This window comes from Bacillus sp. SRB3LM (assembly GCF_015712745.1).
In the GTDB taxonomy this organism is placed as follows: Bacteria; Bacillota; Bacilli; order Bacillales; family Bacillaceae_G; genus Bacillus_A; species Bacillus_A thuringiensis_K.
This window is the reverse complement of sequence record NZ_VWVQ01000103.1, coordinates 340,176-358,669: the sequence shown is the minus strand read 5'-3', so window position 1 is coordinate 358,669 and position 18,494 is coordinate 340,176. Positions and strand designations below refer to the sequence as shown.

The window sequence follows — 18,494 nt, the reverse complement described above, 5'->3', positions numbered from 1 at the left end:
CCACTACAGCACAGTTAGCATTTAGTGAATAATAATATTTTTCACATTGAGTATTTCATTACGAGCATGATAGCTCCTTACTAACATTTATAGGAGAGAATTTCACATTAAAATATTCTTATTTAAAATTACAAAGCAATCTACAGCTCTAACAACAGAGTTTCATTTCGTACTATTTTTTATTATAAAAAACAAACGTATTACAATAAAATCTAATATCTAAAATGCTTTTATAAAATTAAATTATCTTATTCTAAACAAAATTGATTTGTAAAATTTTTCAAACGGCATTTTATTCATCTTTTTTGGGTGTATTGTACAGACAATATTTTTAGAAATACACATATACAATAAATATTAGACGAAGTAAATATTATAAAATAATAAACTCAAAATATTATTATTTAAGAACTCACATTGATTTAAAAAGAGTTTTTATAGGAGGGGATAATGTGCAAGTAGTTATTTTATGTGGTGGAAAAGGACTAAGAATGAGTGGACTCTCAAAATCTATTCCGAAAACTCTGGCCAAAGTCCAAAAAAAGCCCATTATTTGGCATTTAATGAAATTATACGGACAGTATTCTTATACCGACTTTATTTTACCTCTAGGATATCAAGGAGACACGATAAAAGAATACTTTATGCAATATCACTGGAGGGATAAAAATCTAAAAATCAACCTTTCTAATCAAACATATACTCCATTAGAAAAAGATGAAGATTGGAATGTTACTTGCATAGATACTGGAGAAGATACTATGACAGGAGCAAGAATCAAAAAAATTGAAAAATATATCCTTGATGATACTTTCATGATTACCTATGGAGATGGATTAGCTGATATTAACATTAATGAATTAATACATTTCCATAAAAAAATGGGAAAAGTAATGACGCTCACGAGTGTGAATCCCCTTAGCCAATATGGGATATTGCAATCAGAGGATGGGGTTGTGACTGCATTTTCGGAAAAACCACAAAAAAACGAAATGATTAACGGTGGATTCTTTGTATGCAATAAAGAAATATTCAATTATTTAGACACAAATCCCGATTGTGTTTTAGAAGAAGAACCTTTTCGGAAATTAATTAAAAATCGAGAATTAGCTGTATATCATCATAAGGGAAGTTGGATTTCCATTGATACTTATAAAGATTTGATAACAGCAAATGAAATATGGCATACCTCAAAAGGAGGTCCACCACAGTGAATAATTTTATACAAAATTTACTGAAAAAGCTAAAATGGGATTCTTTTTTTACACACAAAGTTTTAGAAGATACCCTGCAAGAAAAAAATATCGATTCAACACCTTCCGAGTTTTCCACACCAATAATCCCTTTTCTAACAGAGAATACTCCGTTATTAGAAAAACCAGAGGATGAAGAATGGGAAACTCAAGTTTCTCCCACAAAAGATGAAATGGATATAGTCAACTTGGAAGGTTTTCATTTTTGTACAATTGTAGGAAAACACTATCTTTTTAAAGTATTAGCTTTATATGAATCACTTCATGAGCATACTGAAAATTTTACACTATTTATTTGCTGTATCGATGAACTAACTCTTTCGACTCTACAAAGTAAAAAGTTAGAACACGTGATTTTGATACCTGTACAAAACTTAGAAAATAAGCTACTAAAAAAAATCAAATCAGAACGTAAAATAAATGAATATTGTTGGACATTAAAAGCTCCTTTCATAGAATTTTTATTCCGAACATACAACATACCAAGAGTTCTATATTGTGATAGCGATTTATTTTTCTTTTCAAACCCTAAACCAATTTTTGATGAGTGGAGAGAATTTGCAGCTTTTTTATGCCCTCAAAGAGATTCACAATTTGTAGAAGATCGATTTGGAAAATTTCAAGCTGGCCTTATTGGATTTAAAAATAACTTTCATGGCAGAAAAAGTTTGAAATGGTGGAAAGAGCAATGTTTAAATTGGTGTTATCAAGAAAGTGATGGAGTAAATTTTGGTGATCAAAAATATTTAGATAAACTTCCCTTGTATTTCCATCACATTAAAATTTCAAATCACTTGGGAATCGATGCTGCACCTTGGAATTGTATTTATAACAATAATTATAATTTTAAACAGCAACAAAATGATATATATATTGAAGATGATAAGTTAATTGTTTTTCATTTTGCCTGTTTATCAATTTTTAATCAAAATCAATTCGACTTGTGGTCCCTTAGTCCATTAATGATTAATAAATTTATTAAAAATAATATCTATATTCCTTATTTACATGCATTACGTCGAAGTATGGATGAAATTAGACAGATTAATAAAGACACTTTTAATCAATGCATACATCAAGAAAATATATCTACAGCAAAAAATTTTTATAATTATAGTCAATTACGTCGACAGATGGATCAACATGATTATTTCCTTAATTTTACCACGATTGTAAGTCAAAAATATGTTATTAAATTTTTAGCGTATTATTCATCGCTAGCAACTAATATGAAAAATTTTCATATCTGGGTTCTTTGTATGGATCCTAACACGTATAGCGCATTACAAAAAATGGAATTACCTAACGTTATATTAATAAATATTGAAAAAATAGAAAATACACTTCTTAAATCCATAAAAAATACTCGAAGCCTAAAGGAATATTGTTGGACATTAAAGCCATTTCTATGCTCATACATTTTATCTAATTATCTGGAAGCAGATCATATTATTTATTGTGATGCAGACATGTTTTTCTTCTCTGATCCGACAGTATTATTAACAGAATGGAGCACATATTCTATATTTTTATGCCGGCAAAGAGGTTCCAATAATCTTGAAAACAAATTTGGGATTTATCAAGCTGGATTAATAGGATTTAAACGAGAAAAAAATAGCTTAGATATACTCGATTGGTGGGAAATAAAATGTCTCGATAGATGCTCTAACACTTATGATGAATACTATGATAGCTGGGGAGATCAAAAGTATTTAGAAACCATTCCTCTCTTATTTAGCAATATAAAAATTCTAGAAAATATAGGAATAAATGTAGCACCATGGAATTCAGTGATGAGCAATAATCATTTGATTTCCAAAACTAATAGCAAATTATATATTGACGACCAACCACTTATTTCATATCATTTTGGAAGTCTATTAATGATTAATAAACAAGAGTATGATACCTGGTATCACGAACCCTTGAATTTTACACCGCCTATTCTTCAATTTGTTTACACCCCTTATATTAAGTCTATCAAACAAGCAACTAAAAAATTACAAAAAACATTAGGACAAAAAGATGTCTCACAATTTTATGCTTCAGTACCATCGAATTATATACCTAAAAACCGGTTCCAGATTTAATATTCAGGCTAAGAGGAGAATATGAATGAAAAATAGTAAAATATTAGTCACAGGTGGACATGGCTTTATAGGAGCACACTTGGTACGTAGACTTTTACAGGAAGAGGCACAAGTATCCATATTAGCTAGAGAGAATGCAAATTTGTGGCGGATTCAAAATATATTAAAAGATATTCAAATCTGTAATGGAGATATTGTAGATACGCAAAAAATAAACAATATTTCAAGAAAATTGAAACCTGATTATATTTTTCATTTAGCTGCTGATAGTGGGTGTTCCTCTAAAACAACTAGTATTCAGAAGATTAAAACTAATATTTTAGGTACAGCCAATATAGTAGAAGCAATAGCACAAATAGGTTGTAAAAAAATAATTAATTTAGGCAGTAGTTCAGAATATGGAGCATCATTACAAAAGATTGATGAGAATACTGATATAAATCCAATTGATATATATGGAATAACTAAATCTACCGCTACTAAAATTGCTCATAACGTTGCGCTTAAACATAAAATGGATATAGTTACACTACGACCATTTAATATTTTTGGTGAAGGAGAATCATCAGAGAGACTTTTTCCCTATGTTATTTTGCAATTACTACAAGGGAAAAATGTGCATCTAACTAATTGCACACAAACAAGAGATTACTGTTATATTGAAAACCTTATTACAGCTTTAATATTAGCAGCTAAAAAAACCAATATAAAAAATGAAATTTTTAACATTGGGAGTGGGATAACACACTCGCTACAGTACTTTGTCGAAATCATTTTTGAGAATTTTGAAACCAATAAAAAACCTCTATATGGATTTTTACCATATAAAGAAAATGAAAGAATGAATGTTTCCTCTGATGTTAGTAAAATAAAAAAAATTCTTAATTGGGATATTACAACACCTTTAGAAAAAGGTATTCAAAATACTATTAAGTGGTATAAAGAGAATTTTGAGTGGTATTTGAAAAATACAAAATAAATGTAAAAGGATAGCATAAAATGAGAACAATAAACCCTTCTGTATTTAAAAATAAAAAGATTTTGATAACCGGACATACGGGATTTAAAGGCTCCTGGCTAACATTATGGCTAACCCAATTAGGTGCACAAGTAATAGGAGTATCTTTAAATTCTGGACATGAAAAGGGAATTTTTAATTCTTCAAAAATAAAAAAAGACGTTATTGACATACGGGGAGATATAAGAGACTATGGCATGCTAGAATCTATATTTAAAAAATATAATCCTGATATTATTTTTCACCTAGCTGCTCAACCTTTAGTTAAGTATTCTTATCAATATCCTCAATATACGTATGATGTTAACGTTATGGGAACTCTAAATGTTTTAGAAGCAATGAGAGTAAATGGAAATGCACAGGCTGCTATTTTTGTAACAAGTGATAAATGTTATAAAAATAAAGAATGGACATGGGGATATCGTGAGAATGATCCAATGGGGGGGATTGATCCCTATAGCTCTAGTAAAGGATGTTGTGAATTACTCATCGCCTCTTATCGTGATTCATACTTTAGTACTCAAGAATTTCAAAATCATCAGACAGTAATAGCTACTGTTCGAGCTGGTAATGTCATTGGCGGAGGCGATTGGTCATTAGATAGAATTATTCCAGATACTATTAAATTTTTAAAAGAAGATAAGGATGTAATCGTTCGTTTTCCACATGCAGTAAGACCTTGGCAACATGTATTAGAAGCTTTAAGTGGGTATATTATATTGACTGCAAATTTATTAGAAAAAAACATAAAATATTCCGGATCATGGAATTTTGGTCCTTATTCAAAAGATATGATTTCTGTTAAAGAGTTAGTTGAATTGTTCATTCAAATATGGGGATCCGGAAAATGGAGAGAAGAAAACATTTCAAATGCAGTACATGAAGCTCAATTTTTAAGTTTAGATATTAGTAAAGCAAACAGACAATTACATTGGTTCCCTAAATGGGATATTTATGAGTCTATTGAAAAAACTGTAGAATGGTATAAACAATATGAAACCTCATCCCTTGATGAGTTATGTCATAAACAAATTAACGAATACTGTAATCTTTAAACTATTCCCTTTTAATTATCTTTCGGTCTATTTAAGATGGGATATTCATATGAATACCGATGTATCTTATCAGGCTCCACATATAGTTCTGTTTTTCAAAACTTTAATCAACTTAAAAATGATTGAACCTCGAGAATTTTACAATCGCAAAAATTATTCTATAATTTATCTTTTCAAGTTTTTTAAAGGTATCTGTAACAATATATAATAGTAACCAATTTTGCATTATCCCACCTTAAACTCTTAAAGGTGGGATTGTTTTTTTAGTAAATAGGTAATTTGTGTCCTAAAGTCAAGAATAGTAAGTTAATTTATAAATATAAAATATAATTTGACTATTCGAAATAACAATATTGTAATTAGACATAAAGGTTTTTTAACTTTTCAAGTTATCTCTCCGAAAATTAATATTCTTTTAAAAGAATACAAGCAAGATCTTTTACATTTTCCGGAACTCTTTCCCTGATTTTATACATATCGTGAGATTTCCTCCAAATCTCGTTGGACAGGGATATCAGAAATTAAAATAATAGGTATAGAACCCATTTTTTGAGTGAGTATTGTATCTGTAATAATACATGCTATTTCATCAGAATTTAATTTTGTATTATCTAGCTGATCAAAATTAATATTCAAATAATCCATATTTTTATTGAAATATAGGTTTAAATATTCTTGCATATATTTTTCCCAACTTTTACCGGAACTTAAGATTAATACTATCTTTTTATTTTTTATTTTTCTTTTCATATGTATTGCTTCTATATGCATCGTTAAATTTGCTATTTCATTTTCTCCAATATGGGCTCCCATATTATATTTCTTTTGCCATTTACTAATAATTACTTTTACTTGATTGAAGGTGTTTAGATGTTTCTTTTTTATATAGAATGTAGTGGGGCGAATATAATTTTTATCAGTAAATATTTTTGATTTATAAACATGTGGTTTCATTGTACATACTATATAGAAAATAAATTCATCATCACATAGTAAATTTACACTAAATGAATGTTCTAATGTTTGTATTAAATCTTTAAGATTTTTATAAAGAGCTCTCTTTCCTTTCATAATACAAGCTAAATAATCTTTTTTGATGATTTCTTGTCTTTCATAGTAATATTCAGAATGATTTATAGCAATGATTAAAACTACTATATCTTGACACCTTAAATTTATACCATATTTTTCAAAAACAGAAGTAGTAACCACGGAAATTTCTCTATACACGGATGAAGACATACAATCCGAAATAGTTTTTTTATCTAGAGGAATTGCATATCTATTTTTTTTTCGCATTAAATATATGGAAATAAAAATAGATAGTTTTCTAATACTTTCTTTATAAAACTTAATACCCATAATTTTTTCTATTTCTTGTAAAAAAACTGTAAACATATTTTGTTTGAATTCCTGAAAAGGCCATTCTTGTTTATCATAGGATTTTAAGTAAAGTTTATAATACATTAAAAGTAAATTAGTTTCATTACCTTCTATTCTTAACGGTCTTTTTTTCAATTTTAAGTCATATTGATTTAAATAGGATTCTACTTCTACTAGAACAGATCGCATTTTTGTAGTTTGTATATACAAGTTACGTGCTAGTTCATCAATAGTTTTCATATTATTACATAATAATTTTTTAAGAGTCTGAACAAGTAAAGTATTTTTAAAGTATTCTATTCGAATAATATCTATAGATGAAAAAGCAGGTTTTTTCAGTCTAATTTCCTTTCGTTTCGATGTTTGAATAGACCAATCCGCTGGTAAATAATCTGTGATTTGTATTAAATCTCTTTGAATGGTTTTAGTAGAACAATTCAAATGTTCAGCTACTTCCTGTAGAGAAAACCATCTTTTTTCATATGAGATAAATTTTAATAAATCATAATGCCTTTTTAAAAACATATTACTATAATTTGTTGTTAATCAACAAATTTCCTCCTTTGATGCTTAGTACTTAAGATGCACTTCTTAAATACAACTGACTAAAATTAAAATATTTTAGATACTATAGTCTTTTAATTTGTTAGTCATATCAATTCACTTTATATTCCAGTTGCATTTTTTTATATACAAAACAATTTTAATTTATTGGATTATCCTTTTTTTTTTCTAATGAAACTCTTATTCTCAAGATTAATATATAATAAATTATTTAAGAAGTTTTTTTGTTTATCACATTAATAAAAACAATATTATCTCAAAATATTGTTCATGATTTGTAATTGTAGTAATAATTCGTTTGCTAGTGGTTTATTCAAATTATTTTTCTGTAAAAAAAGCAACCACCTTTTAACTTCCATTATTTTATATTTCACACTATATAATTGTTGATTATCAAATTCAATTATAAGTTTCATAAGTATTGATTCTATCTCTAACATCTTATAATCAATGGTTGCTAAAATGATTTCAATAATATTGTTTGAAATTGTAGTCATATCTCTTCCCCCTGAATAATAAATTTATTAAATTTTATTGTAATATTAGTTTATCTTTGTTTAAATTAGAATTAAATCTAATATTTGTCTTTTATGAAGACAAATGCATTACCTTTCTATATAATGTATATAAAATAAAAAGATATAACGATTTTTCGTGGTAGATATCTAAGATTGATAGGAATCTTTAACAATTTATTTCGAAATGATTATTTTTCGATTCCGTATAACAAATGGTGTAGATAGTAGGGGGCATTGAGATTTATTTTACAAGTGGATGAGATGTATATTGAAATTAAAAGAATAATATTTTGATATACAGTATAGAAAAAACGACGTTCACAACAATCAAACGTCGTTTTTTCTATATACAATTAATTTAAGTTGTTTTCATAATGTCTTGGATTAAAACTATATTTAAAAAAAGTGTCCTGCTTTTTTATTTCACAATCGTATTTGTGTAAATATATTTACATTCGTATATGAAAATTCAAGTTGTTTATTTAATATAATTATTAAGTTGAAAATTTATTGTTTTAACCAATTATAAAATAAAAACTTTCCCTTATATGATTCTTTATTTTGGCGTATAAATGCTTTTGCAATTTCAATAGTATTTTCGCGATTAATAACCATTTCTAAGCGTCCTACAAAAAACTTTGTAGGCGAATTTATAGGGTCTGAAGTTTGAGCACGTTTATGTACTTCAGTAAGAAATTCATTAATAGATTGATCTACTTGTCTTAATGTACCTATCCGTATGTTTTTATTATGTAAAGTTTTTAATACATCAAGTAGAGAATCTTTTTTAGTAAAGATTTTTTTTTCATTTAATCGTTCAACAACAGATTTATAAAATAAATCTGACATTTGATTTAAGTATAATTCTTCTTCATCTTGTAAATTTAATTCATCTACTATATGAATTAAATTATCTATATTAGATGAAGAAGAATTAGTATAACTCTCTAATGTATTTTTTAATGTAATTTCTGTAGTAATCTCTGGTAATGTTGTTTCAAATTGAAACTGGTTGTTTCGTTTTGAAACTGGTTGTTCTATTTCGAAACAATCAGTTTCATTTTGAAACTCTGACGTTCTGTTTTGAAACATCAGAGTTTCATTTTGAAACTCTCTAAAATCAAATTTATAACCCTCTAGAAAATAGCCTAATTTGAATAAATCTCTTTGAATTTTCAAAATATCAACTCTATATTGATAGGTATTGTCTCCTTTCCAATTAGGATTATTTCTACGTTCTAGCCATCCATTCTGTAAGAGGCTTTCTAAATGTCTCCCTATGCTGGATTTACTCATGCCAAGCATAGTTTCTAGACTCATATCTTCTGCACTTTTATATATCCAACCATGTGATAATTCAATTTGTTTTAATAGTTCTGCGCGTTGTTTCTCCTCAGTATTCATAGCCATACGTGCACGTTTTTTTTCTTCTTCAATAAATTTATCATAGTCATTAACACGTTCACTCCAATAAATTAATTGATTTAATAAAACTGCTTTCTTAAAGTCTCCAGTCAATACCACTAATTCTTCTTTTATCACTGCACGTTTTAGTTTATTAGCCATAATAAAAAACCTCCATATCAACCCGGTTTTAAATTTGGGCATAAGAAACTAGAGGTTTTGTAGTTTACGTTTTTTTTAAGATATGATACTATTTAAGTATTGATTTTATTTACGTAAGTTACAAAACCTTGGATTCTAGTTTTTAAATGGTGGGCGGCCAACCTAACAAACATTTAAAAACGGTTACCGGGTTTTTTTTATTAGAATGTATATATTTAAAAATCTGTGTATCTATTCATCATCATAGCAGAGATTGAAAAAAAAAAGAAGGAAAAATAGAACAAGGTCCTATTATATCTTAATAATTTTAAAGAATTAAAATTTCACTAATTTGGTATACTGTACAAATCAAAATTATTATTAAGAGAAATATCCAGTACATTATAAACTAACTTACAATTTGAGTAGTACTATTTTTAGGAACAAAATAGTTAACTTTAGTATATTTATTTTTTTACTATAAGGCCTTTTGTATGATAGCCAAGTTTATTCACAAATATTTTAGCTGCACGTATAATAAATTTGTCAAAATTATTATACATTTATATATAATAATTAAAATTCCATCTAAATTAGAACGTGAATAATTTGGAATTTAAGTCATAATAACAAATATTTATTGTAAATGATGATGTAGCATTTGGAATTTACCCCCTATTTTTTCTATTTTTCTCTCAGAGAGATTTGCAATCGAACACGATATTTATCATGTAAATCCACTTAACCTATGGAAAGGTAAATAAGATAAGATTACGAATCGTCGCGTAGGATTTCAATTTTTAGCCATAATCTTTGGAAAACAGATCTAGGAAGAGTTTGAAAAAATTGAATGTTAAGTTTAGTAAACTTCAAAATTAAAAATCGGAAAATCTACCATAATGCAGAAAAAATGTTATCTATTGTATGTTCAGATGAGTTTTAATTCCTAATAGGGTATATTCTTTTGTTTTTTGAAATTGGATTGTAAAACCAAATGACTATTTTTAAGATATAATTTTATTCATTCGAATAGAATTATATATGGTATAAAAAATCCAAGGGTTTCTGATGTGGATTTTCGGAAAATAGAGTGAAGAAAATTCTAAAATAAAATGTTTTAAGAAAACAGTTTAACGTATTCCCCGAAAGAATTCTTCTTCCTCAAGCGTGTGAAGGGCGTAGCCAAAAGGCTTTGCTTTTTATTTTTCCTCTGACAGAGTCAGTCTTATAAAGAATAAATATTAGTATATCAATGAAATTAGATAATAATAATCATTCGGTGTTCTTGCTATAGTATCACCTTGTATTGGTTGTAAAATTCAGAAGAAATGTGTTCAATGATGATATATCAGACTATGCAAAAGACATGTTTGTCAGATTATCTGAGAATTACAACATAACATTGGTAGAGTGGCATCATGATGTAGATCATGTTCATATTTTGTTCAAGGCTCATCCGAATACAGAAATGACAAAATTTATTAATGCTTATAAAAGTGCAAGTTCTCGACTCATCAAGAGAGATTTTCCACGAGTGAAAACGAAACTTTGGAAAGAGATGTTTTGGTCAAGAAGTTTTTGCTTATTAACTACTGGCGCTTCTCCAATAGACGTAGTAAAGAAATATATTGAAAATCAAGGTGAAAGGTGAGGTGAAATGATATGACAAAGCACAATAAAGCATATACATTCCGTTTGTATCCAACAGAAGAACAAGCATATCTTATGCGTAAAACCTTCGGTTGTGTACGTTTCGTGTATAATAGAATGTTAGCTGAACGAAAAGAAGCGTACGAAAAATATAAAGATGATAAGGAACAACTAAAGAAACAAAAGCCTCCAACTCCCGCGAAATATAAAGCAGAATTTGAGTGATTAAAAGAAGTGGATTCATTAGCTTTGGCAAATGCTCAACTAAACTTGCAAACTGCCTATAAGAATTTCTTTAGTGGTCAAAATGACTTCCTAACATGCAAAAGTAAAAGACAGAAAGTCTTATACAACGAATGCAGTAAACGGAAATATTATGTTGCTGAATGGTCATATCAAATTGCCAAAACTGAAAATGGTACGTATCAAACAACATAGAGAAATGCTACAAGATTATAGAATCCAATCATGTACGATTTCTATGACTCCTACGGGTAAATACTATGTGTCTATCTTGACTGAATATGAAAAAGAAATTATACAAAAAGAAGTAGAAACAGTTGTGAGGTTAGACTTTACGATGGATGGATTATACGTTAGTTCTGAGGATGAGAAAGCCAATTATCCTAATTTCTATCGTAACATGTTAGAACGATTAACAAAGGCACAACGAGTATTATCAAAGTGACCTGGTCAAGAAAAACTGGAACATGAAATAGATTATGCAATTGATTTTGAATACTGATACGGAGTCATTCCATTTAATGATGAGTGCGGACGAATGGAATGGTAATACATATAAATAAATTCAGCTACTAACTGAGTTACTTGAGCGAGAGAAATCAGTTTTTCTCCATGCAAACATTCACGTTTAAAGATGCTAAAAAATGATTCGATCACAGCGTTATCCCAACAGTTCCCCTTGCGGGACATACTTTGTTGAATCTTTTGTTGCTTACAAAAATCAGTAACTGTATAACTGGCAAACTGGGATCCTTGATCACTATGAAATAAAATCTTTTTGTGACTTCCATAAACATTTTTAACTTGCTGAATTGTGTCCTTTACTAATTGCGCATCTTGGTGAGTATCCAAAGAGTAACCAAGCACCCGCCGGGTGCTAATGTCTAATGCAGCACAAAAATACACTTTCAATCCATTTACTAAACGAAATTCTGTAATATCACATACAACTGTTGGAACGTCTTTCTTACCAGGTTTAAAGGAGCGCTCTAGTACATTTGGGAATGTATAATGGTCTTGCTTTCTTTTTTTATAATACGTGACAACTTTTGACTTTAATCCAGCTCGACATAAAGCTTGTCTTACTTGAGATAAGCTCACCATAACATCTCTATTTATAAGATAACGGTACAGTTTTCGATACCCCATTCTACCTTTTAAACGTTTAAATTGCATGACAATATAAGCCGCTGTCTTTTTACGTTGTTTCTGACCTTCAGTGGCTTTACGATGAAAATAGTCGTAAAAACCACTCGCAGACACTTGTAATCGATAGCAAAGCCAGCGCACTCCAAATATGTGGTGATATTGTTTGATAAACTGAAAACGTGTTAGTTTTGGTTTTTGGCAAAGAAGGTTGCCGCCTTTTTTAAAAATTCATTTTCCTTTTTTAATGCCTGGATTTCTCTTCGTAAAGAACGTAGTTCTGCCATATCAGTTCCCTTACTATCTAAAAGTGGAGAAGAATATTTTTTTATCCATGAATTAAGAGTCCCATGTCCTAGATCAAATTCTCTTTGAATACTGGAAATTGTACGCCCTTCTTTGATTACCAATTCAACACATTGTTTTTTAAATGTTTCATCATACTGTTTTTTCATCTGAAACACCTCTTATATAGAATAATTTATCTCTATACTGTGTTCCAGTTTTACTGTACCACCTCAAAATGAATAAAAGTAACGAACAGAAAAAGGGCGCTCATAAGAGCGTTTTTTCTGTTTGTAGAATTCTAAACATATTTTATTTTTCAATATACATAGAAAGTATAATTGTACATGTATATGGGTGTCCTGTTTTATTTATTCCTTTCACATCAATTATAAGATTGTATATATCCGATTGCTCTATATGCTGTAACGTAGCAGATAAAATATTTGTATCTACTTGTCGAAATCCATCAGATTATGAACTCAGTGTAGCTGTCCAATGAACAACGCGAATCATAATAGAGACCACCTCCGCTTCAACAGTTTTTTATCAAAAGATGGGATTTTTAATTTTGCTTTATTAGCGGGTATTTTCAAATGGAAAGGTGCTTATTGTTGATACCGTACCATCATTAAATAGGCATCTTTACCTTCCGTGTTCATACGTATCTGCCAGTCTCCCACTTTCATACTTTTTAGTTGAAACATATGAATGAAAACCCCTTTAAAAAGATATTATGACCCTTTGTTACTAATGTATCTTGTTTATTATAAACCTTCCCTGATGAGGAAATAAGTTGTATCTCTACCTGTTTACTCGTTATTAAAATTAATACGGTTCCTGTTTTTAACGTATCTACAGAAAACATTGTGCCATTTTCTTAATGGGGAATCAGTTCTACACCTAAAATCGTTTGGTTTTCTGTCGTTCCTAACTCTGTATAGGGCTCACTCATAGAAGGAAAGGAAGATGTTGACTGCACTTCCTTTCCGAATGGAATCATGGTCTAATGTAACATCAGAAAAAAGGTGGATAGCGTACGGCATAAGTAAAAAGCAAAAGCTTGATAGCCATTATTAATGTTTTTGAGGTTTTACCTAATATTGAAATCATTCAAGCCAATGGACACGATTCACAGTTTACACATAGTGATTATAATCCTATGAGTACTGTGTTTACGGGGATTCAAATCCATTGGAATTACATTAAAGGCTCAAACGAATCAATTGGAAAAAATGAGGTTTGTAGCAGTTGTTGATTCAGGTGTTCAGAGCACACATCCTAATTTAAAGATAAGATAAACCTCGGTTATGATTATGTACGAAATAATATGGTTGATGTTTAAATAATGTAATTCCTTTTACGTCGAAAAAGAGAAGTCTGGAATGTAAATTTCCCTTTTTTGACTCACATATACACATACTTTTACTTTTTGAACAATTTTGTCAGACTACGGAAAACATTGTAGTTTTTTATATAAAGAAAATAACAGGAATAAACAGAGTATTTCACGTATATCTTAAAATGGTGATAACAACCCAAAACATTCCATTCACACAAAAAAATATGTTTATAATACCAATAAAACATATAAAGCTCTGAGTTTCTTCACCGTCTCGAAAAGAGAGTATGCTATATCAAATCCATTTTTATAGGGGGGTATTTTATGAATTCATTACAAGAACAATCCATTATTCCTTATAATGTACTGGTAAGCCCGCCAAGGGGCACTGCAGGGAGTCAATTTGGTGATTTTGAGGACCTTATTACTTCCCTAAAAGAAGCATGGGTGGAATTTCAAAAAACAGGTAGTGACAAATTATTAACAACGGTTCTACAGAACGGATTCTCAGCAGCGAGTGGGGGAAGCTTCAATTATCTAGCAGTTTTACAAGCTGGTATAGGAATATTAGGAACAGTTTTAGGCGCTGAAATTCCTGGCGTTGCTGTTGCAGCACCAATTCTCAGCATGGTGATTGGTTGGTTGTGGCCACACAGTAGTAAAGATGATACTCAACAATTGATTAATTTGATTGATGCAGAAATTCAAAAACAGTTGAATCAAGCCTTATCTAATCAGGATAAAAATAATTGGCAGGGGTATTTGAATGCTATTTTTACATTAGCGAGCGAGGCAGCGGACACCGTAGTCGATGCGCAGTTTACTGGCGTACAAGGAGATCAAAACAGACAACCAAGACAACCAAGCCCTTCAGATTATGTAAATGTTTATAATGAACTTGTTGCGGCTAATTCCGCTTTTATTATCGCCCTAAGTCAAATGGTCACTGGAAATTTTGACACGCTTGCGATACCTTTCTTTGTTATAGGAGCAACTGTACAATTATCAACGTATCAATCTTTTATCCAGTTTGCAAATAAATGGATTAATGTAGTGTACCCAGATCAAACACAAGGTGATGGGCTTACACAAAAACAAAATCTAGTTAGAATAAAAGGAATCATGCGGACAGCTATTCATGACAACACACAAAAAGTGTTTGATGCTTTTAAATCGGGGATGCCTTCATTAGGATCTGATAAAGCTTCGATCAATGCCTACAATGTATATATTCGAGGAATGTTGTTAAACGGCTTAGATATGGTTGCAACATGGCCTTCCATGTATCCTGATGATTATACTTCTCAAACAGAATTAGAACAAACACGTGTTATTTTTTCAGATCTAGTAGGGCAAGATCAATCTCGTAATGGAAATGTAACGATTCGAAATATTCTCGACAATACAACTAGCTATCAACATGGGACAATAGATTTTAACTCTATTTTTTATTTCCCTGATGAATTACAGAAGGTGCAAACCAGAGTCTATAGTTATAATCACGGTTCCTATTGTGGTGATTGTTACTGCTGGCCATATGGAGTTATTCTAAACTATCCAAGTAACACGTATAGATATGGTGATAATGATCCAGGTACCTCAGGTGATCATTGGCAAAACGCTCCTATAACAAACATTAATGCTGCAACTCAACATACGACATATGTTGATGGGGAGAACATGTGGGGAGATGTTAGTAGTTTTTCAGGTTGTAATCTACCTGGATACTGTTCTGGAGACTGCTCACCAGGAGGCAGTTGTCCGAGTAATAATGGCTATTTTCAAAGTTGTAATAGTCAGCTACCAAATCAAAAAATAAATGCGCTATACCCTTTTACACAAACAAATGTGTCGGGAGCATCTGGGAAATTAGGAGTAATGGCGAGTTTCGTTCCCTATGGTCTAAGTCCAAACAATGTTTTTGGTACAATCGATCCTGATACACTAAATATCGTTGGAAAAGGGTTTCCGGCAGAAAAGGGATTTCTTACGAATGGGAACCGTCCTGTAGTGGTAAGAGAATGGGTGAATGGTGCGAATGCTGTAAACCTTACTCCGGGAAATACTTTGTTGATAACAGCAACAAACTTAACAGCGGGAAAATATAAAGTTCGTGTACGTTATGCAAACGCTGGTACAACTACTGCATCTTTAACGCAAAGTGTAGTAGCAAATGGTGGCCAGATTCAAGGTGGTGGATGGGGATTTAAAAGTACTACAAATGCCAATATACAAGCAAACTTCCCAAATCAAGTATATGTATCGGGACAACAAGGAAATTATGTAGTCCAAGACATCTCATGGCCTGCAGGTGGCGGATCTGGTGATCCTCTTACTTTACCTTCAGGAAATGTGGTAGTAGCACTTACCTTACAGCCACAGGAAACAAACACACAAGTATTTATCGATCGCATTGAGTTGATTCCTATGCCTTATAATGCTGAAAACCTTAATTATACGATTACATCCCCAGTCCCTGGCGGCGCGAGTAATAATATGGACATTTACCCGACGATATGGACGGCACAATCAGGAGAACGTGGCGTTACTGCTACTATAACTATAGCTGGACTTAATGATGGTTGGCTGCGTGCGGCCCTTCTAGCTAAAACTGGTCAGGGATCTGACTCAGACCCAAATAATTGGGATTATATGTGTCCAGTCGGTTATCAAACAACTACGTCTCTAAGTAATGGCACATACAATTTTGACTTTCAACGTCCTTCTCAAGACTCTCAAGGGGTCTGTGCTGATAAGTCTTTTACAGCAATAAAATTGTCATCTTCCGGGTATGATACTAACCAAACTCTCAACACTGGAACATTTACTGGTACAGTTAATACAGAGAAAATTTAATGTTTTCTAAATTATAAGAAGAACCTCTTCTAATAAACAATTTAAAGGAGTGGTGATATGGCAGCAAATATGAATCAAGTAGCATCGGCCTTAACCACATCTAACGATATGGTTCTTTTGCAAAAATAGTGGGTTTATGAAAAATGAACAAAAGATTCCTAACGGAATTGAAATTTATGCTGTTAAACCAAAGATTTCATCGATAAGATACATTTGCTTTTGAACAGACTTCTCCCCTTGGAGCGTTTGTCCTTTTTTGATCAATATGCATAGCTTCCATTCCAGCGATCATTTTTGTAGCCGTTCGCAAGGATTTCAATCCAAGCATATTCCGAATCCGTTTTTTGATAAATCGATAATCTTGCTCAATGAGGTTCTGTTGCAAAGTTTTTTAAATGCAGCTAAACTGTAGGGAAAATGTGCTGAGGAGAATGAGACATGAGATATTTTAAAGGAAAGCAATTCAAAAAAGATATTATTTTAGTAGCCGTTGGCTATTACTGCCGTTTTTCTTTAAGTTATCGCGATGTATCTGAACTTTTGAGAGAGCGTGGAATATCGGTTCATCCAACAACTATCATGCGTTGGGTCCATGAATATGGGAATTTGATTTATCAAATCTGGAAGAAGAAAAACAAGCAGGTACGATCATCGTGGAAATTAGACGAGACTTATATAAAAGGAAAATGGGTTTATTTATATCGTGTGATTGATAAAGATGGATACACATTAGATATTCAGCTTCGAAAAACACGAGATCATCAGGCGGCATATGCCTTTATGAAAAGATTGGTAAAGGCTTTTGGAGAACCAACGGTTCTCACAACAGATAAAGCCCCAGCGTTACTATGTGCATTTAACAAATTAAAAGAACAAGGTTTTTATAAACATACAACTCATTGCACTATCAAACATCTGAATAATCTTATAGAACAGGACCGTAGGCATGTTAAAAGACGTTTTGTTAAATCCGCAGGATTTCAAAACCTTCGACATGCTTCTCGTACCTTGAAAGGCATTGAAACCGTTCATGCTTTATATAAAAGAAACCGAAGTCTTGGCTCAGACTTCGGTTTTTCAATGTACAATGAATTACAACAATTACTCACAATTGCATAAGATTCAGATATACTCAATTTCACCTTTTTATTTCTTAAGAAACTTTGCAACAGAACCTTTCACCTAATATTGGAATCATTCAAGCCAATGGACACGATTCACAGTTTACACATAGTGATTATAATCCTATGAGTACTGTGTTTACGGGGATTCAAATCCATTGGAATTACATTAAAGGCTCAAACGAATCAATTGGAAAAAATGAGGTTTGTAGCAGTTGTTGATTCAGGTGTTCAGAGCACACATCCTAATTTAAAGATAAGATAAACCTCGGTTATGATTATGTACGAAATAATATGGTTGATGTTTAAATAATGTAATTCCTTTTACGTCGAAAAAGAGAAGTCTGGAATGTAAATTTCCCTTTTTTGACTCACATATACACATACTTTTACTTTTTGAACAATTTTGTCAGACTACGGAAAAC

Annotated in this window: 13 protein-coding genes and 2 pseudogenes; 8 read left to right on the top strand and 7 right to left on the bottom strand. The window is 30.8% G+C overall.

Going from position 1 to position 18,494, the window contains the following annotated elements; all coding sequences use genetic code 11:
- Positions 1-452: 452 nt before the first annotated feature.
- The 4 genes from F3I02_RS29005 to rfbG are packed head-to-tail and all read left to right on the top strand — an operon-like array spanning position 453 to position 5,416.
- Positions 453-1,214, top strand: coding sequence for a sugar phosphate nucleotidyltransferase (locus F3I02_RS29005; protein WP_196478241.1), 762 nt, complete (start codon positions 453-455; stop codon positions 1,212-1,214).
- The gene (locus F3I02_RS29000; RefSeq protein WP_196478240.1) at positions 1,211-3,343 is read left to right on the top strand and encodes a glycosyl transferase; all 2,133 of its coding nucleotides are present in this window, start codon (positions 1,211-1,213) and stop codon (positions 3,341-3,343) included. The genes F3I02_RS29005 and F3I02_RS29000 overlap by 4 nt, the downstream gene beginning before the upstream one ends.
- A gap of 25 nt (positions 3,344-3,368) precedes the next feature.
- A complete protein-coding gene (locus F3I02_RS28995; RefSeq protein ID WP_196478239.1) occupies positions 3,369-4,322 on the top strand; it encodes an NAD-dependent epimerase/dehydratase family protein in 954 nt (317 codons plus the stop codon).
- A gap of 20 nt (positions 4,323-4,342) precedes the next feature.
- Complete coding sequence (gene rfbG, locus F3I02_RS28990; protein WP_196478238.1) at positions 4,343-5,416, top strand: CDP-glucose 4,6-dehydratase; 1,074 nt, start codon at positions 4,343-4,345, stop codon at positions 5,414-5,416.
- A gap of 468 nt (positions 5,417-5,884) precedes the next feature.
- On the opposite strand, the gene F3I02_RS28985 is transcribed toward rfbG, so the two are convergent.
- The 3 genes from F3I02_RS28985 to F3I02_RS28975 all read right to left on the bottom strand — a co-directional run bounded on the left by F3I02_RS28985 (position 5,885) and on the right by F3I02_RS28975 (position 9,447).
- Complete coding sequence (locus tag F3I02_RS28985; protein ID WP_196478237.1) at positions 5,885-7,324, bottom strand: AcpB/EbpR/MafR family transcriptional regulator; 1,440 nt, start codon at positions 7,322-7,324, stop codon at positions 5,885-5,887.
- 290 nt (positions 7,325-7,614) lie between these two features.
- A complete protein-coding gene (locus F3I02_RS28980; RefSeq protein ID WP_196478236.1) occupies positions 7,615-7,860 on the bottom strand; it encodes a hypothetical protein in 246 nt (81 codons plus the stop codon).
- 528 nt (positions 7,861-8,388) lie between these two features.
- Entirely contained in the window at positions 8,389-9,447 is a 1,059-nt protein-coding gene (locus tag F3I02_RS28975; protein ID WP_196478235.1) for a MarR family transcriptional regulator, read from the bottom strand.
- Positions 9,448-10,732: 1,285 nt separating this feature from the next.
- On the opposite strand from F3I02_RS28975, the gene tnpA reads away from it, so the two are divergent.
- A complete protein-coding gene (gene tnpA / locus F3I02_RS28970) occupies positions 10,733-11,077 on the top strand; it encodes an IS200/IS605 family transposase (protein ID WP_230876788.1) in 345 nt (114 codons plus the stop codon).
- An 11-nt stretch (positions 11,078-11,088) separates the two neighbouring features.
- Positions 11,089-11,761, top strand: a pseudogene (locus tag F3I02_RS28965) (RNA-guided endonuclease TnpB family protein); the annotation flags it as partial.
- A 35-nt stretch (positions 11,762-11,796) separates the two neighbouring features.
- Here F3I02_RS28965 and F3I02_RS28960 read toward each other — a convergent pair.
- The 3 genes from F3I02_RS28960 to F3I02_RS34525 form a co-directional block, all read right to left on the bottom strand.
- A complete protein-coding gene (locus F3I02_RS28960) occupies positions 11,797-12,696 on the bottom strand; it encodes an IS3 family transposase (protein WP_196477923.1) in 900 nt (299 codons plus the stop codon).
- Positions 12,651-12,920 (bottom strand): transposase, encoded by a 270-nt coding sequence (locus F3I02_RS28955; protein ID WP_230876755.1) that lies wholly within the window; start codon positions 12,918-12,920, stop codon positions 12,651-12,653. Before F3I02_RS28955 ends, F3I02_RS28960 begins: the two co-directional genes overlap by 46 nt.
- Positions 12,921-13,630: 710 nt before the next feature.
- Positions 13,631-13,753 (bottom strand): hypothetical protein, encoded by a 123-nt coding sequence (locus F3I02_RS34525; RefSeq protein WP_269061754.1) that lies wholly within the window; start codon positions 13,751-13,753, stop codon positions 13,631-13,633.
- A 663-nt stretch (positions 13,754-14,416) separates the two neighbouring features.
- On the opposite strand from F3I02_RS34525, the gene F3I02_RS28950 reads away from it, so the two are divergent.
- Entirely contained in the window at positions 14,417-16,948 is a 2,532-nt protein-coding gene (locus F3I02_RS28950) for an insecticidal delta-endotoxin Cry8Ea1 family protein (protein ID WP_196477899.1), read from the top strand.
- 174 nt (positions 16,949-17,122) lie between these two features.
- On the opposite strand, the pseudogene F3I02_RS28945 reads toward F3I02_RS28950, so the two are convergent.
- Positions 17,123-17,324 (bottom strand): annotated as a pseudogene (locus tag F3I02_RS28945) (DDE-type integrase/transposase/recombinase); the annotation flags it as partial.
- 62 nt (positions 17,325-17,386) lie between these two features.
- On the opposite strand from F3I02_RS28945, the gene F3I02_RS28940 reads away from it, so the two are divergent.
- Positions 17,387-18,067, top strand: a complete 681-nt coding sequence (locus F3I02_RS28940; RefSeq protein WP_196478668.1) for an IS6 family transposase — start codon at positions 17,387-17,389, stop codon at positions 18,065-18,067.
- Positions 18,068-18,494 lie beyond the last annotated feature (427 nt).

Coding starts and splice junctions, on each gene's coding strand:
- F3I02_RS28995 (WP_196478239.1), top strand. CDS start 3,369: ATGAAAAATAGTAAAATATTAGTCACAGGTGGACATGGCTTTATAGGA.
- rfbG (WP_196478238.1), top strand. CDS start 4,343: ATGAGAACAATAAACCCTTCTGTATTTAAAAATAAAAAGATTTTGATA.
- F3I02_RS28985 (WP_196478237.1), bottom strand. CDS start 7,324: ATGTTTTTAAAAAGGCATTATGATTTATTAAAATTTATCTCATATGAA.
- F3I02_RS28980 (WP_196478236.1), bottom strand. CDS start 7,860: ATGACTACAATTTCAAACAATATTATTGAAATCATTTTAGCAACCATT.
- F3I02_RS28975 (WP_196478235.1), bottom strand. CDS start 9,447: ATGGCTAATAAACTAAAACGTGCAGTGATAAAAGAAGAATTAGTGGTA.
- F3I02_RS28955 (WP_230876755.1), bottom strand. CDS start 12,920: ATGAAAAAACAGTATGATGAAACATTTAAAAAACAATGTGTTGAATTG.
- F3I02_RS34525 (WP_269061754.1), bottom strand. CDS start 13,753: ATGATTCCATTCGGAAAGGAAGTGCAGTCAACATCTTCCTTTCCTTCT.
- F3I02_RS28950 (WP_196477899.1), top strand. CDS start 14,417: ATGAATTCATTACAAGAACAATCCATTATTCCTTATAATGTACTGGTA.
- F3I02_RS28940 (WP_196478668.1), top strand. CDS start 17,387: ATGAGATATTTTAAAGGAAAGCAATTCAAAAAAGATATTATTTTAGTA.